Below are 25,589 nucleotides of genomic sequence, written 5' to 3' on the forward strand. Positions count from 1 at the left end.
TAAATTGTTGAAACATTATATACAAATACTTATAACGAGTTGATTTTGTGCTAATCTCTTTTTAAAAAGAGAATAAGAATGTGATGAAGGACTATGCTTTCTAAATTATGGAAGCGTCAGGCTCCACAAATGGTTGGGATTGATATTGGGTCTCATGAAGTTAAAGCCATTTTGTTGAGCAAGACTGCGGATGGATTCAAAATTCAAAACTATTTAACTGCGCCAGTGAGAAAAGGTGCGGTTATTGATCATGAAATACGTGACGCTGATGCGGTGCAAGATGCTTTGCAGCAAATTAAGCGTGGACTGCCTAAATCTGCCAAATATGCTGCAGTGGCTGTATCTGGGTCAGCTGTAATGACCAAGGTTATTTATATGGGCGCTTCATTAAATGAAGAAGAAATGGAAGCCCAAATTGAAATCGAAGCAGACAACTTAATTCCATATTCTTTGGATGAAGTCAGTATTGATTTTGAAACGCTCAATGAGAATGCCACTGACCCAACCAAAGTTGATGTATTGCTAAGTGCATGTCGAACTGAAAATATTGATTCGCGAATTGATCTTCTTGATACCATTGAATTAGATGCAAAGGTGGTTGATGTAGAAGCCTATGCACTTGGTCGCTCGGCTGAGCTTATTTACGCTCAGCTACCTGAAGGGGCTAAAGCTCAGTCTATTGCAATGGTTGATATTGGTTCAAATATGACAACCTTTGCGGTTGTTGAGAATGGTGAAACTAGCTTTATTCGTGAGCAAGCTTTTGGTGGGGATCTTTATACTCAATCAATACTTTCCTTTTACGGGATGACATATGATGAGGCTGAAACTGCAAAAGTCTCCAATCAACTGCCTAGAAATTATATGTTCGAAGTACTCTCACCATTTCAAACTCAATTGTTGCAGCAAATTAAGCGTACGATTCAAATTTACTGTACAGCGAGTGGCAAAGAAAAAGTGGATTACATTGTGTTGTCGGGTGGAACCGCACCTCTTGAAGGTATGGCTGCGTTGCTGACATCCGAATTGGGCGTTCACTCCATTGTGGCAGACCCGTTTCAAGGTTGCTTGCATGCCGAAGAAAGTGTGAAACATGAATTAGAACCTATTATCGGTAAATACATGGTTGCTTGTGGGCTAGCGTTAAGGAGTTATGCTCAATGGCGAACATAAATTTATTACCTTGGCGTGAAGAATCAAGGGAAAAGCAAAAACGAGATTATATCGGTGTTTTGGCATTAGTCTTCTTAGTGACTTCTTTGGGAATCTATTTATTTTTAGGTTTTATTGAATTAGTGACCGACGATCAACGTCAGCGAAATGATTATCTAAGTTCTGAAATACGTTTATTGGATAAACAAATTGCCGAAATTAGAAAAATCACTGAGCGCAAAAAAGATATTGAGCGCCGTACTGAAATTATTCTCGACTTGCAACAATCAAGTAATTTACCAACACATGTTCTTGATGAACTGGTTCGAATTGTCCCTGCTGGCATATATCTTTCAAGCATTGAGAAGAAAGGCAGCCTATTATGGATAGAAGGGCGCAGTGAATCGAATAACAATGTGGCAAACATGATGCGTAAGGTTAAAACATCAGCTTACCTCCATGACCCGAGTATGCAGTCGATAGTGACTCAAAGTGAAGAATTAAGACAATTACAACGTTTTAGACTTCGAGTTACCATCAAAGAAGTGTTGCCAAGTGATAAAACTGCAACAGAAAGAGGAGCGAGAAAATGAACCTCGATCTAGACCAGTTTAATGATATTGATTTTGAAAATATTGGTGCTTGGCCCAAGTTAGTAAAGATTGTTTTTGCGGCTTTCTTATCTATTTGTGTTATCGCAGCAAGCTATTATTTGTTTATTTCTGATGCCATTAACGCGATGGAAGCAGAGCAGCGTCAAGAGCAAACATTACGTGATGATTTTCAAACCAAGTATCGCCTAGCGGCTAATTTAAAACTGTATCGCGAACAACTGGTTATCATGGAAGCGCAGTTTGCTGAATTATTGAAAATGCTGCCATCTGAAAATGAAATGCCAGGCTTACTTGATGATGTTACGTTTGTTGCAACAGACTCTGGTTTACGCATTAATAGCTTAGATTGGGAAGATGAAATAGTCAGAGATTTCTATATTGAATTCCCAATTAAAATGAGTGTTATTGGTGAGTATCACGAGTTGGGCAAAATGGTAAGCGGAATTGCAAAGCTTCCACGTATTGTCAGCTTGCATGACTTTGTAATCAAGCGTACTGACAGCGGGCAGTTATCGATGGATATCTTAGCTAAAACCTATCGTTTTAAAGAAGGTGCTGAATTGTCTGCTACGGCGAAAAAAGGAGGTAAATAATGAAAATTAAACCTCTTATTATCGCACCATTGTTTATTTTAACTGGGTGCATTGGCGATCACAGTGACTTAGAGCTATTTGTGACCACCACGAAAGCGCAACATGTTGCTCGCATTCCTCCGTTGGAAGAAACACCGAAGTTTGAGCATTTTGAATATCAAGCTGAGTTAATGCGTAGTCCGTTTGTGCCACCTTCTCGTGAACTGACTGAAGAAGTCATTGATACTTCTAAAAACTGTTTACAACCTGATTTAAAACGACGTAAGAGTCGTCTTGAAACATATGCACTTGATAACCTGAGAATGCGCGGCACCTTGAGTGAGAATGATAATATTTGGGCGTTAGTTGAAACTGCAGACTCAAGTGTTTATCGAGTGGGTGAAGGAGAGTATTTAGGTCTTTATAATGGTCGTATTTCAAAAGTGACACCTAAATATATTGAAATATTAGAATTAATTCCTGATGGTTCAGGTTGTTGGGCTGAAAGGCCAAGCAGCTTAGAACTTTCTGGTCAATAACGTGCGAAGGATGAGGGAATAATGAAATCTTCTGCCACGATGAATGCAAGACGCATAAGCGCGACATTTTTCAAAACACTGTTAAGTGTATTTTTAGCTGTTGGAGTATTGCCTAACGCGCTTGCTGCTAACCGTTTACTTGATGTGAAGTATCACACGGCTGTTGATCACCAATTTGAAGTTGAATTGGTGTTCGAGTCTGATATCGCTGCTCCAAAACTAGATTTATCAGCTAAACCAACTGAAATATCATTAAGTTTTGAAGACACTATTTCTAACTTGGCTAAAGATGATCTCCCCGTTGATTTAGTGGGCGTGAAATCATTATCAACTAAGCAAAAAGCCAGTGATTTAGAGGTGACTGTTGCGCTTGATAATATTAAACCTTATCAAGGGAAAGTGGTTGGCAATACCTATAGATTAACAATTAACGACGCTTCAATAGATTCATCAAAAGGTGCTAATCCTTTTGTAAACAAAGTTGAAACCATTGATTTTCGTCGTAATGATACAGGCGGTGGCGAGTTATTAATTAATCTGAATAACCCAACCGTTGCAGCTAATGTACAACTTGTTGGTTCTAAGTTAGAGGTGAAACTCTTTAATACAGATATTGGTGATGATTTACTTTACGTTATGGACGTTAAAGACTTTTCTACACCGGTTAAAAGCTTTGAAACGTTTAAAGATGATCTGACGACCCGTATTGTGATTGATGTTGATGGTAAATATGACTTTAATTCAAAACAAGACGGCAATGTATTTAAAGTCGACATCAATAAAGTTGAGCGAGTATCTGTTACCAAAGAAGATAAAAAATATAACGGTAAGTCACTCTCATTAAACTTCCAGAACATTTCAGTGCGTACTGTATTGCAGATTATTGCTGATTTTAATAAGTTTAACTTAGTCACCAGTGACACAGTTCAAGGTGATATTACCTTACGACTAGACGATGTGCCTTGGGATCAAGCACTAGACCTAATTCTTCAAACTAAAGGTTTAGATAAGCGTATTGAAGGCAATATATTAATGGTTGCACCAAGCGAAGAGTTAGCACTTCGTGAAAGTAACGACCTTAAAAATAAACAAGAGGTGAAGGAATTAGCGCCATTATATTCTGAATATATTCAAATTAACTACGCTAAAGCTTCTGACATAGCTGAGTTACTTAAGGGTGATGATTCAAGTTTATTATCTAGTCGTGGCAGTGTTGCGGTAGATGAACGTACCAATACTTTATTAGTTAAAGATACTGCAGAAACATTAGAAAATGTTCATCGCTTGACTGACGTGTTAGATATACCAATTAAACAAGTGTTAATTGAATCGCGCATGGTGACAGTGAAAGACAATGTGTCTGAAGATTTAGGTATTCGTTGGGGTATTACAGATCAACAAGGTACAAAGGGCACGTCTGGTTCACTTGAAGGTGCAGCGGACATTGCCAATGGTCTGGTTCCTAGCTTAGGCGACAGATTAAATGTTAATTTACCTTCTGCAGCAGCTAACTCTACAAGTATTGCGTTCCATGTAGCTAAGTTAGCTGATGGTACTGTATTAGATTTAGAGCTAAGCGCGTTAGAGCAAGAGAACAAAGGTGAGATTATTGCGAGCCCGCGTATTACCACATCTAACCAGAAAGCGGCTTACATTGAGCAAGGTGTAGAAATTCCGTATGTGGAATCAGCTTCTAGTGGTGCAACATCAGTTACCTTTAAGAAAGCGGTTTTATCATTGCGAGTAACACCGCAGATTACACCGGATAATCGCGTTATTTTAGATCTAGAGATAACTCAAGACTCTCAAGGCGAAACCGTGCAAACAGCAACGGGTGAGGCTGTTGCGATTGATACTCAACGCATTGGAACGCAAGTGCTTGTAGATAATGGTGAAACGATTGTCCTTGGTGGTATTTACCAACAAAATCTAATTAGTCGAGTGAGCAAAGTTCCTGTTTTAGGTGATATTCCGTTGGTAGGTTTCTTGTTTAGAAACTCATCTGATACTAACGAGCGTCAAGAGTTATTGATATTCGTGACACCAAAGATTGTTTCTGAAAAGCTTTAAAGTAGCAATATAAAAAACCAACCGAAATGGTTGGTTTTTTTATGTTTAAATATTATACGCTTATCGCTGGTTTCATAAACTAACGTGGATGGTCACTTACATTAATGATAAAAAATCACGTTAAATGTTACTGATGACTTGCCAGCAATAGGTCATAACTGAGATAATCCCCCGTCAAGTCTCAATAGAGCAAGGTAATATATAGGTCGGCTTTCTACTGTAAGGTCGATAAGGCACTCTTTTCAAATAAGATTCAGACGTATCCGAAATGGCTGAAAAACGTAATATTTTTCTGGTAGGCCCTATGGGCGCAGGCAAAAGCACAATTGGTCGCCATCTGGCCCAAATGCTGCATTTAGATTTCCACGACTCAGATCACGAGATTGAGCAACGCACAGGTGCAGATATTGCCTGGGTGTTCGATGTTGAAGGCGAAGAAGGCTTTAGACGTCGCGAAGCTCAAGTTATCGCTGACCTGTCTGAAAGGCAAGGTATTGTTCTTGCTACAGGCGGTGGCTCGGTTCAAAGCAAAGATATTCGCAATTATCTTTCCGCTCGCGGTATCGTTGTTTATCTTGAAACAACGATTGATAAGCAAGTTGCGCGTACACAACGTGATAAACGTCGTCCACTATTACAAGTAGATGACCCACGTGAAGTGCTTGAGAATTTAGCTGAAGTCCGTAACCCTCTTTACGAAGAGATCGCAGATGTTATCGTTAAAACCGACGAGCAAAGCGCAAAAATCGTCGCAAACCAAATCATAGAGCAATTAGGCTTCTAAGGAAAAAGATGCAACAGATTCAGGTCGATTTAGGTGAGAGAAGTTATCCCATTTACATTGGCCAGGACCTTATGCAGCTTGGCCAGTTATTTAACGATAACTTAGCTAATAAGAAAGTTCTTATTGTTTCAAATGACACCGTTGCGCCTTTGTACTTGAATAAAGTGCAAAAGGCGTTGGTGGCTTGTGCTTGTGTTGAATCCGTTATTCTTCCTGATGGCGAGCAATATAAAAACCTAGAACATTTAAATTTTATCTTCACTGCATTGCTTGAACATAATTTCGCCAGAGATTGTGTACTAATAGCATTAGGTGGTGGGGTAATTGGCGACATGACTGGGTTTGCAGCTGCAAGTTATCAACGTGGTGTTGATTTTATTCAAATTCCCACTACGTTATTGTCTCAGGTAGATTCTTCTGTTGGCGGAAAAACCGCAGTCAATCACCCTTTAGGTAAAAATATGATCGGGGCTTTTTATCAGCCTCAAAAAGTGATTATTGATACTTATTGTTTAAATACCTTACCTGCAAATGAATTTGCAGCAGGCATGGCCGAGGTGATTAAGTACGGCATTATTTGGGATCAAGCATTCTTCTATTGGCTAGAAGCCAATGTTGAATCTTTAAAAAATCTCGAAACGGTGGCATTGAGCCATGCCATTGAACGATGTTGTGAAATTAAAGCTGAGGTTGTTGCTGAGGATGAGATGGAGCGCGGTGTTCGTGCACTGTTAAATCTTGGGCATACATTTGGTCACGCAATTGAAGCAGAAATGGGCTATGGTCAATGGTTACATGGTGAAGCTGTTGCTGTCGGTACGGTTCTTGCTGCTAAAACGGCACAGCGTCTAAATTTGGTTGATGAGTCAATTGTCTGTCGTATAATTGCAATTCATCGTGCATTTGATTTACCAACAGCAATACCAACATCAATGAATTTTGACAGTTTTATTAAACATATGCGCCGGGACAAAAAAGTATTAGCAGGGCAAATTCGTCTTATTTTACCAACCGAAATTGGTAAAGCAGACGTTTTTAGTGATGTCAGCGAATTACTTTTGCAACAGGTAATTGAAGGCGCATAGAGCTACTAGGTGGTAGTGTGTCGGCAGAAGAACTTTTACTGTTACCCTCTCAAGAATCTATTGTTCATCGCTTGCAGCATCTAGCAAGTTACGGTGATCATCTGTCTGTTTTATGTGGCCCTTCAGGCTCAGGGAAAACCACCTTAGCTACTGTGCTAGCGACAGAGCTAACCCATTACAACTCCGCGCTCGTTTTATGCCCCAAGCATGTTGATGCTGCAGAAATCCGTCGTAAAGTTCTGGTTCAATTGATTAACTCTCCTATATTCGATGACGAAGTACCGCTAATGGACACGGTGCTAAAGATTCAATCTAGCCTGCAAAAACCACTGCATATCATTATTGATGATGCGCATTTATTACCAATGGAAATTTGGGCTGAATGCATTTTGTTAAGCCAAATCAAATGCGCTGGAAAATATGTGACGGTCACATTAACCTGTGAACCTGAGCATTGGGCATTGTTATCACAACAATTGAACAAGCAACTGCGCAATGAGCTACTGCAAGTGGATATTGAACCTTTATATATTTCTGAGCGAGAAGGTTTATACCAAACTTTATTGTCACGCAGTGGCCAAACACCATTTATCCCACGTGAAATTGTGCGCGCAAAATTAGAGAAGCAAACTGGAACGCCGCAGGAAGTATTGCAATTACTGTCGTTAGCACTTTCACCTCAAGAAGAAGTGATTGCTAGCTGGCGAAAATGGTTAAAACCGATAGCCAGTTTTATGGTCGCCTTGGTTGTCATTGCCGGTATTGTTGCCGGCTATGAGCATCTAACTCTTCAATCATCAACTCTTGAGCCGTCAACACTTCAAGCTCAGGCAGGGTTAACTGTTCAACAAACATTAGCTAAAAAGCAAGCTAGTGAAGCAATCAAACAATGGGCGAACGATTACTTAGCTGCTTGTCACTTCTGTATAGGGAATCAATTAGCTGAAGCTGCTGATAATCAGCAGCGTTCAATTAATTCACAAGCGCATTTATCACGCATTAAAGCTGTTTCTAGGCAGCTTTCAGGACATGCTTCTCGTAAATACGATGTTGATATTTTAACGGTACTTAGGCCACCACATCCTCAAAAATTAGGGCTGTCGAGTTTATTCACGCCTAAAAATACGCATGACATAGAAGCGCTGATAAAACAATATTCGGATACACATCACCAAGATAAAGTTAAGCCGGCATCGGTAGAATTACCACAACCTGTTAGTACAATTGAATCTGACAAAGAGCCAAATAAAACTTCAACTCCTACGCAAGCATCTATTATCGAACCGAGAAACGATATTAATGAAGTTGACCTTCAAACACCTGTTGATGGTTACACGTTACAATTAGCTAGTGTCAGTAAACGTCAATCATTACAGCCTTATTTATCTAAACTAGCTGCTGAGGAGAATGTGTATTTACGCGAGTATAAATCTAAATATATTCTTCTGATTGGTCAGTATCACTCTGCAGTAGAAGCGGAGAAAACGGCAAAAAAATTACAAGCAAAGTATGGTTTATCAGCACCTTGGATAAGAAAGTGGCAAGATTTATCGCAATACAAAGTTTCGGTTAATTTGTCATAATTCAAAGCGTATTTAATTGTGATTAGGCAATGATAAATCCACTTAAACAGAGTACAATCTTGTGCTTCTTGTTTTGACAACACCCCAGTAAATGACCAAAAAGCATAGAGCCTTCCTAAAATGGGCTGGCGGTAAATATAAACTCATAGATGAACTTGCTAAACATTTGCCACACGGGCAAAGGTTAGTTGAGCCGTTTGTTGGTGCTGGGTCAGTATTTCTCAATACTCATTACGATAAGTATTTACTGTGTGATATTAATCAGGATCTTATTCACTTATATAATATTGTCAAAACACGGCCTGAAGAATACATTGCTGCGGCCAAAGCGCTTTTTGTAGAAAGTATGAACAATAAAGATGCTTACTACAACATTCGTACTGAGTTTAACGCGAGTCAAGATCCCTTTCTTCGTTCGGTGTATTTTCTATATATGAATCGACATGGTTTTAATGGACTATGTCGATATAACCGTAAAGGCGGCTTTAACGTGCCTTTTGGTTCTTATAAAAAGCCTTATTTTCCTGAAAAAGAAATTCGATTTTTTTCAGACAAAGCAGCTAAAGCTGAGTTTAAATGTATTGGCTATGAACAAGCATTTGAATTAGCAACGCAAGGTGATGTTCTCTACTGCGACCCACCTTATGCGCCGCTTTCTACTACTGCAAGTTTTACGACTTATGTGGGTAAAGGGTTTTCTTTAGATGATCAGGCTTTATTAGCTCGCCATTCACGCCATATTGCGCATAAACGCAATATACCTGTGGTGATTAGTAATCATGATATTCCGTTGACTCGGGAGCTATATCGCGGCGCCAACCATTCAACGGTTGCCGTACAGCGTAATATTAGCCAAAAAGGCAGTAGTCGCAATAAGGTTAATGAAATCATTGCATTGTATGACCATCATTATCAAGACGACGAATATTAACGCGATTGGTTAACTGAGAATTTGGTCGACAATAAACATTAACACCAATATCAATGCAATGGCGAGAACGATCCCCATGATGATAAACGGTATCGGTGACGAAGTATTAAAGTCTTGCTGTCGTCGAGTTTCTGTTTGTATACCAATAAAAGCGGCTAAAGTACTAGTAAAAACCCGCCACAAAGACATAAAAAATATCTACTGTGTGACTTGAGAACCAGGTAATTCTGGTAATGGTTTTTGTTTATGACCGTGAATGAGTTCGAGTAAATCAATGAAATGGAATTGGCTTGAGCGGCTATTACCCGATAACCAATTGGTCCAACTTACATCATTATTTTGAGTTGCACAGCGGTTACTTGGGTGACTGCTCGGTAAAGTAGAGTTATATGAGGTGTTTGTCTCACAATCGCAAGCACTGGCAAGAAAACTTGTTTGAGAATCCGAGCTTGTCATAGTAATTCCAAATACCACAGAAACGACAGCAAAACCGGCTATTGTCAGTTTAAGCACGTGTGTCTTAATCCTTGATAGGATTGAGCATTTTTGCTGTTGTGGCATCACAATATCCTTGTCGGAATTTGCATTCAGAATGCAGATTTTATTACCTATTTACCAGTATAACAAAATCACTAATAAAATGGATACGCTTTGTTGTAAGTATTGCACTTTATTATTACATGCTAGTTACTTGATGAGCATGGTTTTTTCTAAGTGGTTATATATCAATAAATTGACTAAGTAGGTTGTCAATTAAATATATAATGCTTTGTTAATACTAATAACATCAATGTTATCACTGAAGTAACTCTTCAGCTTAATCCGTTACGGTTACTCATTGTAAAGTCAATAACCTCTGCAGAAGTAATGAGTGACTTATCTGAGATAAGCACAGTGGCACTGTGATAAAAGTGTTCGCGTGTGCTAGAAATGTGCTAATTACACTAGAGGCAAATGGCATCAAGGAGTAAAATGACGTCACTTAATTCTATTTACCTTGCATTAAAGGATGATCATGCGCCCATTTCTAATTGCTCCATCAATATTGTCGGCTGACTTTGCTCGTTTAGGGGAAGACGTTGACGCAGTACTAAATGCTGGCGCTGATGTGGTTCACTTTGACGTAATGGACAATCATTATGTACCGAACTTAACCATCGGCCCAATGGTGTGTAAAGCTTTACGTGATTACGGCGTGACAGCGGATATTGACGTTCATTTAATGGTTAAACCCGTTGATAGAATCATTCCAGATTTTGTTGATGCCGGTGCATCTATTATTACTTTTCACCCTGAAGCTTCAGAGCATGTCGACCGTACGTTACAGCTGATTAAAGAAAGTGGTTGTAAAGCGGGTCTGGTATTTAATCCTGCTACATCATTGCACTACCTTGACCATGTTATGGATAAACTTGATGTTATTTTATTGATGTCTGTTAACCCAGGTTTTGGTGGTCAATCTTTCATTCCATCAACACTTGATAAGTTACGTCAAGTGCGTGAGCGCATCGATGCGAGTGGATATGATATACGCCTTGAAGTCGATGGTGGGGTTAAGGTTGATAATATTGCTGAAATCGCAGCGGCTGGAGCGGATATGTTTGTAGCCGGTTCTGCCATTTTCAGTCAGCCAGATTACAAAACAGTCATTGATGAAATGCGTGTGCAGTTAAATAGTATCGATAAGTAATCAAATTTTAGCTCAGTTATGTAAAAGCAGTGAATGTAACGTTCACTGCTTTTATCGTCTTTATACCGATGCTTTGCAACACCTTCTTAGAGGTAGATCATGACAAATTGGAGTTCAATTAAAGCAATTGCTTTTGATTTAGACGGGACGCTTATTGACAGTGTGCCTGACTTAGCCGCTGCGACCAATGCAACTTTACAACAAATGGACTTAGCCAGTGTGACGACTGCTCAGGTTAGAAGTTGGGTTGGCAACGGAGCCAAGGTGTTAATGCAACGTGCGTTAGCCCATGTTCAGCCTGAGATGACAAAGTCTGCTGAATTTGACGTCCTTGTTGAGCAAACCATGCCCAGTTTTATGCAGCAATATGGTTTGCATCTTGAAAAGCATAGCGAACTATACCCGAATGTATTAGCAACACTCTCACACTTAAAACTGGCCGGTTATCAGATGGCTGTCGTAACCAATAAGCCTTACGAATTTACCATTCCATTACTTAATTCATTTGGTTTATCTCACTTTTTCGATATCGTACTCGGTGGAGACTCGCTTGAAAAAATGAAGCCAGATCCAATGCCTTTAAACCATTTACTTTCACAGTGGCAGCTAGCTTCATCGCAACTATTAATGGTCGGCGACTCGAAAAATGACATTTTAGCGGCAAAATCTGCAAAAGTAGCAGCAATAGGCTTGACCTATGGCTACAACTACGGTGAACATATTAGCCTAAGTTCGCCACAAGCCGTTTGTGATGATTTTGCGCAAATTGGCGACTTACTTTTAAATTAATTTATTTGGAGCAACATTTACATGACTAAACCCATCGTATTTAGCGGTGCGCAGCCTTCAGGCGAACTATCCATCGGCAACTATATGGGCGCATTACGTCAATGGGTATCGATGCAAGATAGTCATGATTGTATTTATTGCGTGGTAGATTTACACGCAATAACCGTACGCCAAGACCCTCAAGCATTGCGCCAAGCATGTTTAGACACATTAGCTATTTACCTAGCTTGTGGTGTTGACCCGAAAAAAAGCACTGTATTTATGCAGTCGCACGTACCAGAGCATACGCAATTAAGCTGGGCATTAAACTGTTATACCCAAATGGGTGAGCTTAATCGTATGACTCAGTTTAAAGACAAGTCGCAAAAGCATGCTAATAACATTAACGTGGGCTTATATGACTACCCTGTTTTAATGGCTGCAGACATCTTGTTATATCAAGCTAACGAAGTCCCTGTTGGCCAAGATCAAATGCAGCATCTTGAATTAACAAGAGACATTGCAACGCGTTTTAATAATGCTTACGGCGACACGTTTGCAATACCTCAAGCGTTTATTCCAAAGCAGGGTGCGAAGGTGATGTCACTGCACGAGCCATTGAAAAAAATGTCTAAGTCAGATGATAACCGTAATAATGTCATTAGCTTACTTGAAGATCCTAAAGCCATTTTAAAGAAAGTGAAAAAGGCGATGACTGACAGCGAAGAGCCGCCTGTTGTGCGTTTTGACCAAGAAAACAAACCTGGTGTATCTAACTTAATGAGCTTAATGTCAGGGTGTAACGGTCAGTCAATTGAGTCAATTGAAAAAGACTTTGAAGGCAAAATGTATGGCCACTTAAAAGGCGCGACAGGTGAAGCCGTTGTTGAAATGCTAGCACCTATTCAAGCACGCTTTAAAGAATTTAGAGCCGATACTACCTACTTAGATGAAGTGCTAAAGCAAGGTGCAGATCAAGCGCGAGTTCGTGCCAATGCAACCATTAAAACGGTATATGAAAAAATCGGTTTACTTGTTTAAGTATCTGCTTTGTTTAAAATTATTAAGGCCAACACCCCTATGTGTTGGCCTTTTTTTCATCTGCAACTTGTTGCTGAAGCCATACGATAAATGCGTGAATAGCTGGGTGAGTTTTACTGCGCTGTTTACATAAAAAATTAAACTTAAAATGGGTGAACACGTCGGGTAAATTGAGTGCTATTAACTTACCGGCTTTGATATCACTATCGACCATAAAGTCTGACGCCAATGCAACACCTTGGCCTGCAGTTGCCGCTTCAATAGCTAATAATACATGGCTGAAAATGTGCCGTTGCTGACTTGTGGGCAAGGTTAGTTGATTTTGTTGAGCCCAAAAATCCCAATCTAACCCTAACCCTGGCTCATCGACCACCAGTAATGGTTGGCGAGTAAACCATGGCAATGACACCTCGACTGTCTTATCGATAAACTCAGGGCTGCATACCGCGATGAGTCGTTCATGGTGGAGTGTTGTTTGCCAAAAACCGGGTTGATCATCTCGGCCACAAATAAACATATCCGCAATGGTATCGGTTAATGTCGGTTCATCGGTGATCATATTCAAACGAATATTGTATTGAGGGTGCTGTTTTTTAAAGTCACCTAAGCGCGGAATTAACCATTTTATGGCAAATGAACTAAATACCGCTAAACGTAGCTTTTGATTTTGCTCACCAGTTATTTTCATACTTAAATCGTTAAGTTGATTAAATAACGACTCCAATTCTTCAAATAATATATCGCCTTTTTCCGTGAGCTGATATTGCCTTCCTTGGCGTTGAAATAAGGTTTCGCCAAAGTAATTTTCAAGCTGTTTTATTTGATGAGATACCGCGCTTTGGGTGACGCATAGCTCTGCTGCAGCATGTGAAAAGTTCAAATGTCTGGCTGCAGCCTCAAAAACTTGTAGTGCTCTTAATGGAGGAAGTTTACGCATGGTTGTTATCGCCTTGTAAATAACTAATGGCTTAATGCTTAGGTATAAATTTAATTCATACCTTGGCAAAAAACATCATTTTTTATTCATTTTCGAGACCGATATGATGCTCGCCTAATTAATGTGGGAGCAAAAGATGAAACCGGCAGTGCTGTTAGGTGTAGGGTTATTGATTGTGGGTAATGTATTTAGCGCACTTTATGATGTGTCGGTTAAATGGTTACCAGATAATGCTGATGCTGCAAGCTTCTTGTTAATCAGGCAATGTTTGTCTGTGTTAATGGTTTTGCCATTTTGGCTTACGACTAAAAAAGCACCAACTCAACATTTAACACTCCATTTTTTTCGTTCAAACATCGGTGCCATAGGGGGCATGTGCTTTATTATTGGATTAATGAGCTTGCCATTAGCAACGGCCAGTTCATTGTTTTTTGCCGGCCCTATTCTTATTGTCATCATGGGGGCGTTTTTTTTAAAAGAGCAAGTGTCGATCGTCCAATGGTTGACTATCTTTTTAGGTTTTGTCGGTATTTTAATATTACTTAAGCCGACTCAAATTAATTGGTATGGAGTGATTGTATTAGTGAGTGCCTTTTCGTTTGCGATAAACCAACTCACGATTAAAAAGTTGCCGACGACAGAAAGCCCAACGAGCACATTAATCTATTACAATTTATTGAGTATTCCGCTGGTTGTTATTATCGCCGTTGCGTTTGGCGGTGTGTCGGTATCTTGGCATATGGTGGGTATAGCCGTGTTAAGTAATAGCTTTTTATTGATTTATCAATGGTTTTGCGTCAAAGCTTATCGTCAAGCACAGGCCAGTGATATTGCGATTGCCGAATATACTGGATTATTATTTTGCGTGTTTTTTGGTTGGTTATGGTTTGATGAATGGCTTGATGCCCTAAGCTGGTTTGGGGCTGCACTGATAGTGCTACCGTCATTAATTTTACCTTGGGCAATGATAAAATGGCAAAAGAGTCGGGTGAATAAAATAATCCTGCAACAACCTAAGGTCTCAATAGAATAAACGGATAAGAATAAAGCCACCTTGGGTCGCTTTATTCTATGTATTCAAATACTTTTATCACTTTTCTTACGCCGGTTGTGTGGCGAGTGATTTCGACAGCAATATCGGCCTGTGGACGACTGACTAGTCCGAGTAAGAATACTTCACCGTTCTCGGTGACAACTTTAATACGGGTCACGTCTAAGTCATTGTTGTTTAACATTCGTGACTTAACTTTAGTGGTGATCCACGCATCATTACTGCGACTGGTAAATGAGGTTGGGTTGCCAATTCTAATCTGGTTATGAATTTTGCCGCCAATATTGAGCTTTTGCACAATAGCAATAGCTCTGTCTCGCAGAGCTGAATTAGGCGCTTGACCAATCATCAACACATTGCTGTTCATCACCACGCCAGTGATATTCGTGTGCTCTTTAAGATCGTTGTCTTTAGACAAAGCGCTCACAATATCAAAATCAGCATTGGTATCGTTAAGCTGCGTTTTCATAGATCGTTCGTCATTGACCATTTTTGCACCACTGACCGCTCCTACCAGAAGTGCACTGGCGCAGCCTTGTAATAACAACGCAAGTGCAATGACTGTAAGGGGTTTTCTCATGCCTGTTCGTCCTGCGGGAACAGTGTGCGATCAATGTTGTCGCATAGGCAATGAATCGCCAGTAAGTGGACTTCTTGAATACGTGCAGTTACATTTGAAGGTACACGGATTTCAACGTCACCAGCACTCATTAAGCCAGCCATTGCGCCGCCATCTTTACCTGTTAAGGCCACAATGGTCATGTCGCGGCTTAGCGCTGCTTCCATTGCTTTAATGACATTGCCAGAATTACCACTGGTAGATATTGCCAGCAAAATGTCACCCGGTTGACCCAGCGCTAAAATTTGCTTAGAAAAGATTTCATCGTAGCTGTAATCGTTAGCAATTGCGGTAATCGTTGAGGTGTCACAACTAAGCGCAATAGCAGGTAGTGGTGGACGTTCTATTTCGTAACGGTTTAGCAATTCAGCTGAAAAATGCTGCGCATCACCAGCACTACCACCGTTACCACAAGACAGAATTTTATTACCACCAAGTAGACATTGCACCATCATTTCTGCGGCTTTTTCAATTGACTCCGGTAAGGCTTCAGCGGCATCAATTTTGGTTTGGATTGATTCGGTAAAACTGTCTTTAATACGTTCTAACATCTAACTATCCTTCACATTAAAACTAAATTTTGATGATGATTACTACTTTGAACTTTCGGCATATAATGCCATAAATCATGGCACGGGTAATTAAAAGAAATTAAAAACACCCTTGTAGCCAATTGATTTGTTGTGGCGTGATGGCGATGACATCAAATCGACAGGCTGGGGTGATTGAGTTTCGTTGTAAATAATGGTCAGCAGCACGCCGGATCCTGGTTATTTGCGCTTTTGACAACGCTGCGAGTGCACCGCCAAATTGAGTTGACGAGCGGTACTTTACTTCTACAAATACCAAGGTTGATTGCTGCTGCATGATGAGGTCTATTTCGCCAAATGGGTATCGCACATTGGCGGCGACAAATATCATCCCTTGTTTTTCTAGATAGTGTCTTGCTTGCTGCTCAGCAGCTTGTCCCTTATTCATGAGTTTATGTTTACATCCATGTTGACTAATTCACTGGTTAACCATAGATGAATTAATCAACATTGAGCTGTAAAATCGTCGTTATTTGATGCTTAACATACCGATTATAATGGCTTTAGTTGGCCGTTAATGTATTTACCCCACGATAACTGTCTGTTGATAACCCCCTCAGGTGTGACGGTTAACATGCCGCTGCGCCCAGGATGTTGATACCCTGGAAATGCGCGCATTTGGGCTAAGCGGTTAATTAACTCATAAGCGTCAAAGCCCATCACAAATAAGCGTTTTTTACTGTTACTCCAACGGCTCCATAATTCTGCCACCATCCGCGTTTCATCACTGCTTTGCATTAACCACGGAATATCACTGAGCATTGTGCCGTTGAGTTCACGCATGTTTTGTCTCACGTCGGTGTTTATGCGTGCTCGGCTGCTGGTGTATAAGGCAATTGGGCGTGACGAAATACTAAAGTTCACGTCTAAAAATGGTTTTAGTAAGATTAAATCCTTGGCACTAGAAGCCATGTAAATGGCGTCGATGTCTTGGCGAGAACGAAAATCGGCTTTTAGGGTGCTACCGAGTATTTCTTTCATGCGCTTAATGCGGGCTTCACTGTCTTTTACGCCTAAGGCATCTTTTACCGTGAGCTTCATTTTATCGCCCGCATCGTAATAATGTATTTCAACTTCAGTGTCCGCTTTTTGCTGCCAAGCTTGTGCAAAGCTGGTTGCCATGCGTTTACCTATGCTGTTATTGCTAGCAAAAATAAGCGGGTTTTTAATGCCGTCATTAAACATTTTTACGGCGGCATCACTCGCTTCTTGCGTTGGTGACAGTGAAAAGTAGAACTGATTGGGTTGACTGTGGATATCTTCAACTTGGTTTAAAAATAACTGCGGTATTGTTGATTGTGCTTGTTCATTTATCGCCAAGGCTTTCTCAACATCATTGCTAAATAAAGGGCCAATAATAAAGTCGACGTTATCGCCAAGCGCTTGCTGGTAAACTTGCTCAATGCCTTTTTCAGTATCGTAAAATTGAATTTTTACCCCTTGGTTGTGCCTAGTAATATAACTGGCCACAATACCTTGTTTAATCGGTGCGGCAACAGAGGCACGTGAACCCGATAACGGCAATAATACGGCTATTTTTTGTGGGTTATATGGCTTGGCGCTTAAGGCTTTCTCTAAGTCTGAGGGCAGTTTTACCGCGCCTGGATGATTAGGGTTTTGCTGCTGCCATTGGCCTAAATACTTCACTAATTGGCTTGGTGACACCGCATAATGTTTAGCAATATAAGCTAATTGCAACCAACCAGAAAAAATAGGGTTGCTGGTGTCGTTCATAAAGGCGTGCAAAGTTGCTTCATGCAGCGGTTGTAAGCGCTGCCAAATATCATCATTAACCAGCACCGCTTCATCTTTAGGTAAATACTGACTCAGTAAACTCAGTTGGCGTACTTGATCAATGGGTTGGTTATTACGCTTATACAATTGCGCTTTATATTGGTGATACGTAGCCATTTGCCACAAAGGTAAACGCCACTGCTGAGGGTAATTAAACTGAGCTAAAGCCACATCTGCTGACTGCGTTTTATCAATAATGCGGGTGGTTAAATATAAATGTTCCGCTTTTATGGTGTCAGCTGTCACCATATTGGGCAGCATAGAGGTTAAAATTGACTTCGCTGCCTCGGTATTACCGTCATTGATATATGCATGAGCGGCTAATAATAAATAGCGATCGCGCAGCTCTGGCATGGCGCTATTTTTCGCTGCGGTGAGATATTTGGTTGCCGCGTACTCAACTGACACCAAAGAACTGTCAATCTTGATGGTTGGAAGCGGCGTTTTGCTAGCACAGCCAGCCAAAAACGCCGATAATAGTAGCGCACAAACGATTTTAGTTGCTGTCAGTCTTTTCAACACAAGGCTTTACTCTGTTAATATGCTGGCAATAGTTTAACCTGCTCTTTCGATTGGCGAAAGTCTCAGGTCAATTCATTATGAGGTAGTTATGGAGCACACCACCGCTCTTTACATTGTTCCGACGCCGATCGGTAATTTAGATGATATCAGTACCAGAGCCATTGAGGTATTAAACCAAGTTAATTTGATAGCTTGTGAAGATACCCGTCACAGTGGCAAATTATTGAGTCACTTTGGTATCGAAACCCGTAAAACGGCATTGCACGATCATAATGAGCGTGACCGAGCCAATTGGATTGTGTCTCAGCTTAATGAAGGGCAATCGGTGGCGCTAATTTCAGATGCCGGTACGCCATTGATTTCAGACCCCGGTTACCATTTAGTGAACCATGTCCGCGCGGCTGGCCACCGTGTTATTCCATTGCCCGGAGCGTGTGCTGCTATCACCGCGTTAAGTGGTTCAGGCTTACCCTCTGATCGTTTTTCATTTGAAGGTTTCCTACCGGCTAAAGAAAAAGGCCGCGTTGATAAATTAACGGCATTAAAAGAAGATCCAAGAACACTGATATTTTATGAGTCGCCACACCGCATTATTCACAGTTTAACTTCTATTGTGGCGACCCTTGGTGGAGACCGTGAAATTGTAATGGCGCGTGAGCTAACGAAAACCTTTGAAACCTTTTTGTCTGGCACGGCAGAGCAAGTGCTACAAAAGGTGGAAGCTGACCCTAATCAACAGCGCGGTGAAATTGTCATTATGTGTCATGGCTTTAGAACTGAAGCCACATTAGAGCTTTCAACCGTGGTGATTAATACCTTAACGATTTTATGCCAAGAGCTACCACTGAAAAAAGCGGCCGCATTAACTGGGCAAATTTACGATATTAAAAAGAACACGCTTTATAAGTACGGTTTAGAAATCGGTCTGTAATCGATCTTTTATTGGTGTTTGTTGGTGCTTACCGTTATAATCCGCGCCGAGTTGGCCAGACAGTTGCTGCGTTCGCAAGAACGGGGAGGAAAGTCCGGGCTTCAAAGAGCAGGGTACCAGGTAACGCCTGGGCGGTGTAAACCGACGACAAGTGCAGCAGAGAGAAGACCGCCAACTTCGGTTGGTAAGGGTGAAAGGGTGCGGTAAGAGCGCACCGGACCACTGGTAACAGTTGGTTGCAAGGTAAACTCTACCCGAAGCAAGACCAAATAGGGTCCCGTATGGCGCTGCTCGCGTTGGGACCGGGTAGGTCGCTTGAGCCTGTGAGCGATTGCAGGCCTAGATGAATAACTGTCCACGACAGGACCCGGCTTATCGGCCAACTCAACCTATTAAGTATGTGGTTGTTCTAACTTGTGTTTTAGCTTGTTATCCATTTTTGGAACACAGGTTGGTACATGAGTTGGAACAATGACTATCTTCAATTACGAAATAACATCTTTCATTTCCGCTACAGAATCCCCTATAGATTTCAGCAGTATCTTGGTCAGCAAGAGACAAAGAAGTCACTTGCTACAAATTCTTATTTCGAGGCTCTGTCAAAAGTCGCTAACAAAAAATTGCTTATTAAGAGAATTAACGCAATGAAACATCCCTCTCCAGCTTTATCACAATTGTTTGCCGAATTAACTGATTACACAGCAATAGATGGACTTGAAGCGCATGAAAGACTACCTGAAGGTCGTTGGGCTCCAGTTTTTGATGTGATGGATAGTGAGTTAAGGGATAGTTTAAAAAATGGTGGGGGAAGGTTTACTCCTTCTGATTACAACATCAAAACTCTACCTCCTTCAGACAGCACTGAACTTCTTGATTATGAAAACCTAGCCTTACGCTTGATTCAAGCCATGGAGTCGAGGTTGCGAAATGGTCGATGTGTTGAGCATGACACATTACTCTGTCGAGCTAGGGAGCTTTTAAATACAAACACTAAGGAAGATAAGCTGTATTTATTAAGTGTAGCTTGGGAGGACTTCGTAGAATGGAAAACGAAGTCAAAAAGCCCATGGTCTAAGGAGATTCTGAGGAGTAATAAAGCTACCTACCAGTTGATGTTAGCTAGATGGGGTCAATAGCTTACTTTGAACTTTTGGCACTAGCCACATTACACCATCTCTTTGCACCGAATTCAGCGTTACAACCCTCTTTCTAATACAGGCAATAATGGCCACTTTATTTGGTTTTCCGGCTGTGACTAAACGTTGGTAAGTTGCCTTGAAAACAGGATTTGACTGTATGGCTGACATCATTGCCATATACAAAACAGTCCTGACCTGATGCCGTCCACCTTGTATCTTTCTTTGGCCTTTGAAGTGACCACTTTCTTTATTCATTGGTGCAACACCAACTAATGAACTCGCTTCTTTATTATTAATTTATCCAAGTTCAGGTGTAACTGCAACCATCCCTTTGTGTAGAAATAACAAAAGCGAAGTGATATCCACTTCGCTTTTGTTGATAACGCGGATTAACCTTGTTACGTCAGCAAATGTTTGTTACGTGTTTCTGGTGCAAAACATTTGCTTAGCCGTAACCTAATCATTGAACGGAACGTTCAGTTATTAGAAGTAGTATCCAAAGTTAATGTTTATGCGTTTATCCCAGTCGTCGCCTACTTCTGGTAGGCCAACATGGTCGTTGTTAGCCGTAGAGAAGGTCATATTTTTACCCATAACAAAGTCAACCATAGTGTAAGTTGGGCCTGCTGAAATCGCACAACCAGTAACGTTTTGCAAGCTATTATCGAAACTATCATCGCTGACATCTGGCGTCATAATACCAAAGTCGTTGTAGAACTTAAGGCTACCCCATTTTGTTGGAATGGTTTTGGCAATGTTTAGGTTATATGCTTGACCTTTTGAAGCAATTTCGTACTGCCAGCTAACGACTGAAACACCGATTGTGTTTTCGTGCTCATTGTCGTCGTATTCATATTGCATTGCTTGTAGTTGTAAATTCCAACCTTGATAGCTGCTGTCTAAATGTAACGCTACTGCATAACGGTCGCCATTTTGTTCTAGGTTGCTGTTATAAATTTGTCCGTATTGTAATGACGCCCCAATTGTGGTTTCGCCGCCTTCATGTTCAAAAGTGTAGGTTTGGCGCGCGTTAAACTGATTTGTTTCTTCGTTGGCATAGTCATTACCGTTAATGGTGCCTGTGTAGATGTCAGTTGAATAACGTTTGTTTTCTTTAGGTCCGTACTCAGCACCCTTATAAAATGCGAGGTCGGTGTGCCAGCCGTTATTGTTATAAACCGCTTTAATACCGGTGTCATGATCATCTTCAAAACCAAGGTAATAAGGAATACCAAACCAGTAGCTGTTTGATATGAAGTCGCGATTACCAAAAGGCACTTTGTTGATACCAAACTGTAATTGCCAATCAGGATTTAAATCATAGTAGGCATAACCGTATTTGATGTAATTAGTGCCAGATGTGAAACGGTATTCAGATGATAAGCCCCAGTTGCCGCGTTTACCGTCGAACTTGATTGCTGCCATGTCAAAGTATAAGTCACCCATCTTATCTTTGTTAACTTGATCATAGTCACGATAAGCGTAGTTAACACGCACTGCGCCGCCTAGCTTAATACCATCTTCAGTTTGTTCCGCTGCATGTGTTGTACCTGAAAGTAAGATTGCTGTAGTCACAAGTGACAACATAAATTTTGTATTTTTTTTCATCATTATTCCCTATTAGTTTTTAGTTTTTAGTTTTTAGGTTTTATACATTCTTTCGTCAAAATCACATCTCTTTAAACCAAGTTCGGTGACACTCTGCACAAACCGGAGCTTGCTTCTTATGCTCAGCGTGACACGCTAAACAACTTGCACCTTTATTGAAATGCAGCGACTTATGTGGATTAGCGGCTGGAATTGCCAGCTTGCTTTCATCGACTGGAATACTGTTGATATCACCATGGCATTCGACACAGGCTTTATCGGTAGCATTTTTCTTCCCCGAACCTTGGTGACATGTTTGGCAACCATCTTGGTAGATAAACTCGTGGTTTGACCGCCCTTGAGTGTTGCCTTTTATATGGATTAAATCGCCAGCCATAACGGTGCCAGATACTGAAATGCTAAGTAGTATGCTTAGTAATAACTTGTTCATTACACGGCTCCTTGAATGTCTGCTTTGATGGTTTCTGCTACGACGATGCCCATAGTTAGGCATTCTAGGCATGAGGTTGAGCTCAAACGAGCCTCACCGTGGATGCCGCCTGTTGCTTCGCCGATAGCGTAAAGGTTTTGAATGGGTGCCATTGAGCGACCGTCAATAGCGCGAGCATCTAAATCGGTTTTTAGTCCCCCCATGCAGTAGTGCACTTTGGGCCAAATACGCGACACAACAAACGGACCTGTTAGTACTTCTGCGGTATCCATTTTGCGGTTAAATAGCGGATCTTTGCGGTTTTTAACGTGCTGGTTGAATTCAGCCACGCTGCGTTTAAGTTCAGCGGCAGGAATATTGAATTTAGCTGCAAGTTCATCTAATGAATCAACTTTCCAAGCCATTTTATCACGTAGAGCGCGGACGACACGGTCATCTTTGGCGTATTTGTCATGGTTGAAGAACACCACGGGGTAAGCGGGACTGTTATCAGCATAACGGTTTTTCATAATGGCTTCAGAGCAAGTCTTACGATCGGCACGCTCATCCATAAAACGTTTACCGTTGAGGACACTAATTGCGACACCTCGGTGCCAGCCAATAGATAATAATGCGTTTGACCAACCAAAACCGCCTTCATCAGGAGAACCCCAGTGGCCTGTTTGGATAAGGTTCATGTGAACAGGCAATGCGCCGTGAGCCATCGCGGTTAGGGTTACTTCACCTGTTGCGCCGAGTGCGTTAGTACAATCGAGTGTTGGATCTAGAGAAGGGTCAACGGCTGCGCGTAATGCCATGTTGCGAGCAAAGCCACCGTTAGCAAGTACAACGGCTTTGTTCGCTTTAATAAAAATAGTACTACCGGTGGTGAGATCTGGAAAACGGTAGTTTTTACGGACTTTCACTCCAATAATTTTTTGGCCGTCCATAATGAAATCTTCGATATAGTGCTGTAGACGGTAATCAATACCTTCTTTTACGCCTGCTTCATACAGCTTGGTGGTAATATCGCCACCAGTACCATGTTGAGTTCGCATAGCACGCGCTTTATTGTGACCACCCACTTGGATGTTAAAGCCTTCACGAAATTTAACGCCAGTATTAATACACAGATGGTATGCATCTAAAGCGCGGTTAGCGATAACCCGCAATGCCGCATCATTTTGCATGCCACGGCCAGATTTAATTTGGTCTTTGACTAACTCTTCTGGAGAGTCGTCATTGATGCCTTGTGCGAGCTGAATTGGATTTTTAGGGATAGCTAACCAGCCCCCATTGACGGCAGAGTTACCGCCAATGACTAACATTTTTTCTAAAACAAGTACTGAACCTAGATTTTGACGCTTCGCATTTAGCGCTGCAGAAAGACCAGCAAAGCCAGATCCTACAATTATCACGTCAGCGTTTTCATCCCAGTGGATTTCTCCACATGTTTTTGCCTGCACTGTACCAGGCAGTGTTGCTGCTAAGCTACCCACAGCAGCGCCAGCCGTTAATTTTAAAAAATTTCTTCTATCTTGCATTTTATTGTCCTCGAAATAGGCATGAGGTAAATGTAAACGCAAGTTGGGTGGGTAAAGGTGAACTAAGTCACGGCCTTTTTTCACTGACAAATTTATTCGTGAGTGACATCTCGAATAAATTTTCTCTGTTAATGATGTACTAAGTGGGGTGTGAAAATGTGAACAAATTTAGAGTGGCGATCTCAGTTGTTTTGGTAATGTTGGTATGACGTAACTCACAAACCTTGGTAACAAAGGGATATTAACGTGAACTGAATCTCGATTAATAAAGCACTATCTGTAATTCATCATTGTTAAAAGTACATAATTGCGCTTATTAAAAATGTTGGCTGTTATAAATGAAATGTCCCACAGAAACCCTGCCTATGATTCGTTGCAATCAAATACTTGATGCGGCGGAGCAACTTATTCAGTCGCAGGGGATTGTATCGTTCAAATTTTCTCAATTAGCAAAAGACGTCGGCTGTTCTACTGGCACGTTATACAAATTTTTCGAACGTAAAGAAGATATACTTGTTTGCTTGTTTCTACGCAGTGCGACTTTTAATCACTTGCCAATATTTATTGATAAATTTCCAGATTTAACTGCGCAAGAAAAAGTTCTGTTACCCATTTTATTTACATTTGAAACAATTAAACGCAGTAAAAGCTTTTTTACACTGCGTTCAGTATCGGTAAATACCATGGTTTGGCAATTAGCCAGTGATGAAAAAGTGGAACGCTTTAAAAAACGGATTAATGCATTTTGGGGTTGGTTTACTCAATCACTTAATGAGGCTGTTGCAAAAGGGGAGTTAGACGCCACTTCGCGAGAAGTGAAAGAGTTGGTTCAGGGGATTATTTTTTATCTAACGGGGTCATTAACGCAATTTGAAAGTCAGTTGATTGAGCCGGAATATTTATCTCATCGCCGTGAGACTTGTTATCGTCATTTGGCAAAATTAATGGGTCAGTATAAGTGGGCTAAGCCTATTACTCCTGAGCTGTTTGAGTTGCTTGAGCAAAGAAGTTCGAATTTCTTTGATAAACACTATCGTGACCATATAAGCTGCGACGTTTGTAGTGCCATGAAATGTGACACGGTTGATACCCACAGCCCTTGTTTACGCTAAAACCGCTTTTAATCTAAGATGTATATTAGTTAACAAAAGTTGCAGTAGTTCTGGCACCATGCCAATTGAAATGAAAAACATATGTTTAGCGTTAAACAAGCCATCTGCACAATGCAGCAACGCTGCGCATGCGGCTTTTTTTGACCGTTGACTCACACTCACTCCGATTTATCCGCAACCCAAAAATCTTAACGCTGTGCCCCTGGGTATCAGGGCGGCCATAGTGCGCGTTGTTCAACATGACTTAATACCGTGAGTTGTTGGCTTTTCTCTGTGGTTTTAGCGCCACAGGTTAGCTTGCCAGCGAAATGACGACCGTACGAGACTCCTTAAGCGGACAGCGATAACCAGTGTAAACATCCGCCGGTTCATTAGGCTGATGTTGTCTTATATCGCTGGCACGATACCAATCTCTTTTACCCTTAAGCGGGCATGACTGGCATTGGGAGCCTAAGTGACTATGTTGGGAGTCAAAGGGACTATGCTGGTTGCCTCACCAACCAA

At 41.1% G+C, this 25,589-nt stretch carries 26 protein-coding genes, 1 other RNA gene and 1 pseudogene; 17 read left to right on the plus strand and 11 right to left on the minus strand.

Annotation, left to right across the window (positions count from 1 at the left end):
- The first annotated feature begins 93 nt into the window (after positions 1 to 93).
- From G3R48_RS09010 to G3R48_RS09050, 9 genes are all read left to right on the plus strand, one after another.
- A complete protein-coding gene (locus G3R48_RS09010) occupies positions 94 to 1,173 on the plus strand; it encodes a pilus assembly protein PilM (protein ID WP_153664560.1) in 1,080 nt (359 codons plus the stop codon).
- Positions 1,161 to 1,745, plus strand: coding sequence for a PilN domain-containing protein (locus G3R48_RS09015; RefSeq protein WP_153664562.1), 585 nt, complete (start codon positions 1,161 to 1,163; stop codon positions 1,743 to 1,745). The genes G3R48_RS09010 and G3R48_RS09015 overlap by 13 nt, the downstream gene beginning before the upstream one ends.
- The gene (locus G3R48_RS09020) at positions 1,742 to 2,359 is read left to right on the plus strand and encodes a type IV pilus inner membrane component PilO (protein WP_153664564.1); all 618 of its coding nucleotides are present in this window, start codon (positions 1,742 to 1,744) and stop codon (positions 2,357 to 2,359) included. Before G3R48_RS09015 ends, G3R48_RS09020 begins: the two co-directional genes overlap by 4 nt.
- Positions 2,359 to 2,877, plus strand: a complete 519-nt coding sequence (locus tag G3R48_RS09025) for a pilus assembly protein PilP (RefSeq protein ID WP_153664566.1) — start codon at positions 2,359 to 2,361, stop codon at positions 2,875 to 2,877. Before G3R48_RS09020 ends, G3R48_RS09025 begins: the two co-directional genes overlap by 1 nt.
- Before the next feature lie 21 nt (positions 2,878 to 2,898).
- Complete coding sequence (locus G3R48_RS09030; RefSeq protein WP_153664568.1) at positions 2,899 to 4,947, plus strand: type IV pilus secretin PilQ; 2,049 nt, start codon at positions 2,899 to 2,901, stop codon at positions 4,945 to 4,947.
- 268 nt (positions 4,948 to 5,215) lie between these two features.
- Entirely contained in the window at positions 5,216 to 5,731 is a 516-nt protein-coding gene (gene aroK, locus G3R48_RS09035) for a shikimate kinase AroK (protein WP_153664570.1), read from the plus strand.
- An 8-nt stretch (positions 5,732 to 5,739) separates the two neighbouring features.
- Positions 5,740 to 6,816: a 3-dehydroquinate synthase gene (gene aroB, locus G3R48_RS09040; RefSeq protein ID WP_153664571.1), complete on the plus strand. Its 1,077-nt coding sequence runs from the start codon at positions 5,740 to 5,742 to the stop codon at positions 6,814 to 6,816.
- A 17-nt stretch (positions 6,817 to 6,833) separates the two neighbouring features.
- Positions 6,834 to 8,399 (plus strand): AAA family ATPase, encoded by a 1,566-nt coding sequence (locus G3R48_RS09045; RefSeq protein WP_194823893.1) that lies wholly within the window; start codon positions 6,834 to 6,836, stop codon positions 8,397 to 8,399.
- Positions 8,400 to 8,490: 91 nt separating this feature from the next.
- Complete coding sequence (locus G3R48_RS09050) at positions 8,491 to 9,330, plus strand: Dam family site-specific DNA-(adenine-N6)-methyltransferase (RefSeq protein ID WP_153664572.1); 840 nt, start codon at positions 8,491 to 8,493, stop codon at positions 9,328 to 9,330.
- Positions 9,331 to 9,339: 9 nt separating this feature from the next.
- Here the strand turns inward: G3R48_RS09050 and G3R48_RS09055 are convergent, their stop codons facing one another.
- Together G3R48_RS09055 and G3R48_RS09060 are read right to left on the minus strand one after the other, a co-directional pair.
- Positions 9,340 to 9,519, minus strand: coding sequence for a DUF2970 domain-containing protein (locus G3R48_RS09055; RefSeq protein WP_153664573.1), 180 nt, complete (start codon positions 9,517 to 9,519; stop codon positions 9,340 to 9,342).
- A gap of 9 nt (positions 9,520 to 9,528) precedes the next feature.
- Positions 9,529 to 9,786: a hypothetical protein gene (locus tag G3R48_RS09060; protein ID WP_323741265.1), complete on the minus strand. Its 258-nt coding sequence runs from the start codon at positions 9,784 to 9,786 to the stop codon at positions 9,529 to 9,531.
- A 559-nt stretch (positions 9,787 to 10,345) separates the two neighbouring features.
- On the opposite strand from G3R48_RS09060, the gene rpe reads away from it, so the two are divergent.
- From rpe to trpS, 3 genes are all read left to right on the plus strand, one after another.
- Positions 10,346 to 11,020, plus strand: a complete 675-nt coding sequence (gene rpe, locus G3R48_RS09065; protein WP_153664575.1) for a ribulose-phosphate 3-epimerase — start codon at positions 10,346 to 10,348, stop codon at positions 11,018 to 11,020.
- Between the two features lie 99 nt (positions 11,021 to 11,119).
- Complete coding sequence (locus tag G3R48_RS09070) at positions 11,120 to 11,809, plus strand: phosphoglycolate phosphatase (RefSeq protein ID WP_153664576.1); 690 nt, start codon at positions 11,120 to 11,122, stop codon at positions 11,807 to 11,809.
- Between the two features lie 21 nt (positions 11,810 to 11,830).
- Positions 11,831 to 12,829, plus strand: a complete 999-nt coding sequence (gene trpS, locus G3R48_RS09075) for a tryptophan--tRNA ligase (RefSeq protein WP_153664577.1) — start codon at positions 11,831 to 11,833, stop codon at positions 12,827 to 12,829.
- A gap of 37 nt (positions 12,830 to 12,866) precedes the next feature.
- Here the strand turns inward: trpS and G3R48_RS09080 are convergent, their stop codons facing one another.
- A complete protein-coding gene (locus G3R48_RS09080) occupies positions 12,867 to 13,766 on the minus strand; it encodes a LysR substrate-binding domain-containing protein (protein WP_153664578.1) in 900 nt (299 codons plus the stop codon).
- Positions 13,767 to 13,902: 136 nt separating this feature from the next.
- Here G3R48_RS09080 and G3R48_RS09085 point away from each other — a divergent pair, with 136 nt between their 5' ends.
- Positions 13,903 to 14,799, plus strand: coding sequence for a DMT family transporter (locus G3R48_RS09085; protein ID WP_153664579.1), 897 nt, complete (start codon positions 13,903 to 13,905; stop codon positions 14,797 to 14,799).
- 31 nt (positions 14,800 to 14,830) lie between these two features.
- Here the strand turns inward: G3R48_RS09085 and dolP are convergent, their stop codons facing one another.
- From dolP to G3R48_RS09105, 4 genes are all read right to left on the minus strand, one after another.
- Positions 14,831 to 15,397 carry a division/outer membrane stress-associated lipid-binding lipoprotein gene (gene dolP, locus G3R48_RS09090; RefSeq protein ID WP_153664580.1) on the minus strand — a complete coding sequence of 189 codons (567 nt, stop codon included), beginning with the start codon at positions 15,395 to 15,397 and terminating at the stop codon, positions 14,831 to 14,833.
- The gene (locus tag G3R48_RS09095) at positions 15,394 to 15,987 is read right to left on the minus strand and encodes a phosphoheptose isomerase (protein WP_153664581.1); all 594 of its coding nucleotides are present in this window, start codon (positions 15,985 to 15,987) and stop codon (positions 15,394 to 15,396) included. The genes dolP and G3R48_RS09095 overlap by 4 nt, the downstream gene beginning before the upstream one ends.
- 100 nt (positions 15,988 to 16,087) lie before the next feature.
- Positions 16,088 to 16,414, minus strand: coding sequence for a YraN family protein (locus tag G3R48_RS09100; RefSeq protein ID WP_153664582.1), 327 nt, complete (start codon positions 16,412 to 16,414; stop codon positions 16,088 to 16,090).
- A gap of 104 nt (positions 16,415 to 16,518) precedes the next feature.
- A complete protein-coding gene (locus tag G3R48_RS09105) occupies positions 16,519 to 18,342 on the minus strand; it encodes a penicillin-binding protein activator (protein ID WP_212593292.1) in 1,824 nt (607 codons plus the stop codon).
- Positions 18,343 to 18,430: 88 nt separating this feature from the next.
- Between G3R48_RS09105 and rsmI the strand changes: the two genes are divergently transcribed.
- The 3 genes from rsmI (at position 18,431) to G3R48_RS09120 (ending at position 20,409) form a co-directional block, all read left to right on the plus strand.
- On the plus strand, positions 18,431 to 19,273 hold the full coding sequence (gene rsmI, locus G3R48_RS09110; RefSeq protein WP_153664585.1) for a 16S rRNA (cytidine(1402)-2'-O)-methyltransferase: 843 nt from the start codon (positions 18,431 to 18,433) through the stop codon (positions 19,271 to 19,273).
- Positions 19,274 to 19,320: 47 nt separating this feature from the next.
- An RNA gene (gene rnpB / locus G3R48_RS09115) (RNase P RNA component class A) lies at positions 19,321 to 19,664 on the plus strand.
- A gap of 67 nt (positions 19,665 to 19,731) precedes the next feature.
- Positions 19,732 to 20,409: a DUF6538 domain-containing protein gene (locus G3R48_RS09120; protein ID WP_153664587.1), complete on the plus strand. Its 678-nt coding sequence runs from the start codon at positions 19,732 to 19,734 to the stop codon at positions 20,407 to 20,409.
- On the opposite strand, the pseudogene G3R48_RS09125 reads toward G3R48_RS09120, so the two are convergent.
- The 4 genes and pseudogenes from G3R48_RS09125 to G3R48_RS09140 all read right to left on the minus strand — a co-directional run.
- Positions 20,389 to 20,709: pseudogene (locus G3R48_RS09125) on the minus strand (transposase); the annotation flags it as partial. The gene G3R48_RS09120 and the pseudogene G3R48_RS09125 overlap by 21 nt on opposite strands.
- A 186-nt stretch (positions 20,710 to 20,895) precedes the next feature.
- The gene (locus G3R48_RS09130; protein WP_153664589.1) at positions 20,896 to 22,023 is read right to left on the minus strand and encodes a porin family protein; all 1,128 of its coding nucleotides are present in this window, start codon (positions 22,021 to 22,023) and stop codon (positions 20,896 to 20,898) included.
- Between the two features lie 58 nt (positions 22,024 to 22,081).
- Positions 22,082 to 22,450: a cytochrome c3 family protein gene (locus G3R48_RS09135; protein ID WP_153664591.1), complete on the minus strand. Its 369-nt coding sequence runs from the start codon at positions 22,448 to 22,450 to the stop codon at positions 22,082 to 22,084.
- Positions 22,450 to 23,973 carry a flavocytochrome c gene (locus G3R48_RS09140; RefSeq protein WP_153664593.1) on the minus strand — a complete coding sequence of 508 codons (1,524 nt, stop codon included), beginning with the start codon at positions 23,971 to 23,973 and terminating at the stop codon, positions 22,450 to 22,452. Before G3R48_RS09140 ends, G3R48_RS09135 begins: the two co-directional genes overlap by 1 nt.
- 338 nt (positions 23,974 to 24,311) lie before the next feature.
- Here G3R48_RS09140 and G3R48_RS09145 point away from each other — a divergent pair, with 338 nt between their 5' ends.
- Positions 24,312 to 25,085, plus strand: coding sequence for a TetR/AcrR family transcriptional regulator (locus G3R48_RS09145; RefSeq protein WP_153664595.1), 774 nt, complete (start codon positions 24,312 to 24,314; stop codon positions 25,083 to 25,085).
- Positions 25,086 to 25,589: the final 504 nt, after the last annotated feature.

The organism is Shewanella intestini (genome assembly GCF_018221465.1).
Taxonomy (GTDB): Bacteria; Pseudomonadota; Gammaproteobacteria; order Enterobacterales; family Shewanellaceae; genus Shewanella; species Shewanella intestini.

Excerpts from the sequence above, each read along its gene's own strand:
- G3R48_RS09010 (WP_153664560.1), top strand. The coding sequence starts at position 94 with ATGCTTTCTAAATTATGGAAGCGTCAGGCTCCACAAATGGTTGGGATT.
- G3R48_RS09015 (WP_153664562.1), top strand. The coding sequence starts at position 1,161 with ATGGCGAACATAAATTTATTACCTTGGCGTGAAGAATCAAGGGAAAAG.
- G3R48_RS09020 (WP_153664564.1), top strand. The coding sequence starts at position 1,742 with ATGAACCTCGATCTAGACCAGTTTAATGATATTGATTTTGAAAATATT.
- G3R48_RS09025 (WP_153664566.1), top strand. The coding sequence starts at position 2,359 with ATGAAAATTAAACCTCTTATTATCGCACCATTGTTTATTTTAACTGGG.
- G3R48_RS09030 (WP_153664568.1), top strand. The coding sequence starts at position 2,899 with ATGAAATCTTCTGCCACGATGAATGCAAGACGCATAAGCGCGACATTT.
- aroK (WP_153664570.1), top strand. The coding sequence starts at position 5,216 with ATGGCTGAAAAACGTAATATTTTTCTGGTAGGCCCTATGGGCGCAGGC.
- aroB (WP_153664571.1), top strand. The coding sequence starts at position 5,740 with ATGCAACAGATTCAGGTCGATTTAGGTGAGAGAAGTTATCCCATTTAC.
- G3R48_RS09050 (WP_153664572.1), top strand. The coding sequence starts at position 8,491 with ATGACCAAAAAGCATAGAGCCTTCCTAAAATGGGCTGGCGGTAAATAT.
- G3R48_RS09055 (WP_153664573.1), bottom strand. The coding sequence starts at position 9,519 with ATGTCTTTGTGGCGGGTTTTTACTAGTACTTTAGCCGCTTTTATTGGT.
- G3R48_RS09060 (WP_323741265.1), bottom strand. The coding sequence starts at position 9,786 with ATGACAAGCTCGGATTCTCAAACAAGTTTTCTTGCCAGTGCTTGCGAT.
- rpe (WP_153664575.1), top strand. The coding sequence starts at position 10,346 with ATGCGCCCATTTCTAATTGCTCCATCAATATTGTCGGCTGACTTTGCT.
- G3R48_RS09070 (WP_153664576.1), top strand. The coding sequence starts at position 11,120 with ATGACAAATTGGAGTTCAATTAAAGCAATTGCTTTTGATTTAGACGGG.
- trpS (WP_153664577.1), top strand. The coding sequence starts at position 11,831 with ATGACTAAACCCATCGTATTTAGCGGTGCGCAGCCTTCAGGCGAACTA.
- G3R48_RS09080 (WP_153664578.1), bottom strand. The coding sequence starts at position 13,766 with ATGCGTAAACTTCCTCCATTAAGAGCACTACAAGTTTTTGAGGCTGCA.
- G3R48_RS09085 (WP_153664579.1), top strand. The coding sequence starts at position 13,903 with ATGAAACCGGCAGTGCTGTTAGGTGTAGGGTTATTGATTGTGGGTAAT.
- dolP (WP_153664580.1), bottom strand. The coding sequence starts at position 15,397 with ATGAGAAAACCCCTTACAGTCATTGCACTTGCGTTGTTATTACAAGGC.
- G3R48_RS09095 (WP_153664581.1), bottom strand. The coding sequence starts at position 15,987 with ATGTTAGAACGTATTAAAGACAGTTTTACCGAATCAATCCAAACCAAA.
- G3R48_RS09100 (WP_153664582.1), bottom strand. The coding sequence starts at position 16,414 with ATGAATAAGGGACAAGCTGCTGAGCAGCAAGCAAGACACTATCTAGAA.
- rsmI (WP_153664585.1), top strand. The coding sequence starts at position 18,431 with ATGGAGCACACCACCGCTCTTTACATTGTTCCGACGCCGATCGGTAAT.
- G3R48_RS09120 (WP_153664587.1), top strand. The coding sequence starts at position 19,732 with ATGAGTTGGAACAATGACTATCTTCAATTACGAAATAACATCTTTCAT.
- G3R48_RS09130 (WP_153664589.1), bottom strand. The coding sequence starts at position 22,023 with ATGATGAAAAAAAATACAAAATTTATGTTGTCACTTGTGACTACAGCA.
- G3R48_RS09135 (WP_153664591.1), bottom strand. The coding sequence starts at position 22,450 with ATGAACAAGTTATTACTAAGCATACTACTTAGCATTTCAGTATCTGGC.
- G3R48_RS09140 (WP_153664593.1), bottom strand. The coding sequence starts at position 23,973 with ATGCAAGATAGAAGAAATTTTTTAAAATTAACGGCTGGCGCTGCTGTG.
- G3R48_RS09145 (WP_153664595.1), top strand. The coding sequence starts at position 24,312 with ATGAAATGTCCCACAGAAACCCTGCCTATGATTCGTTGCAATCAAATA.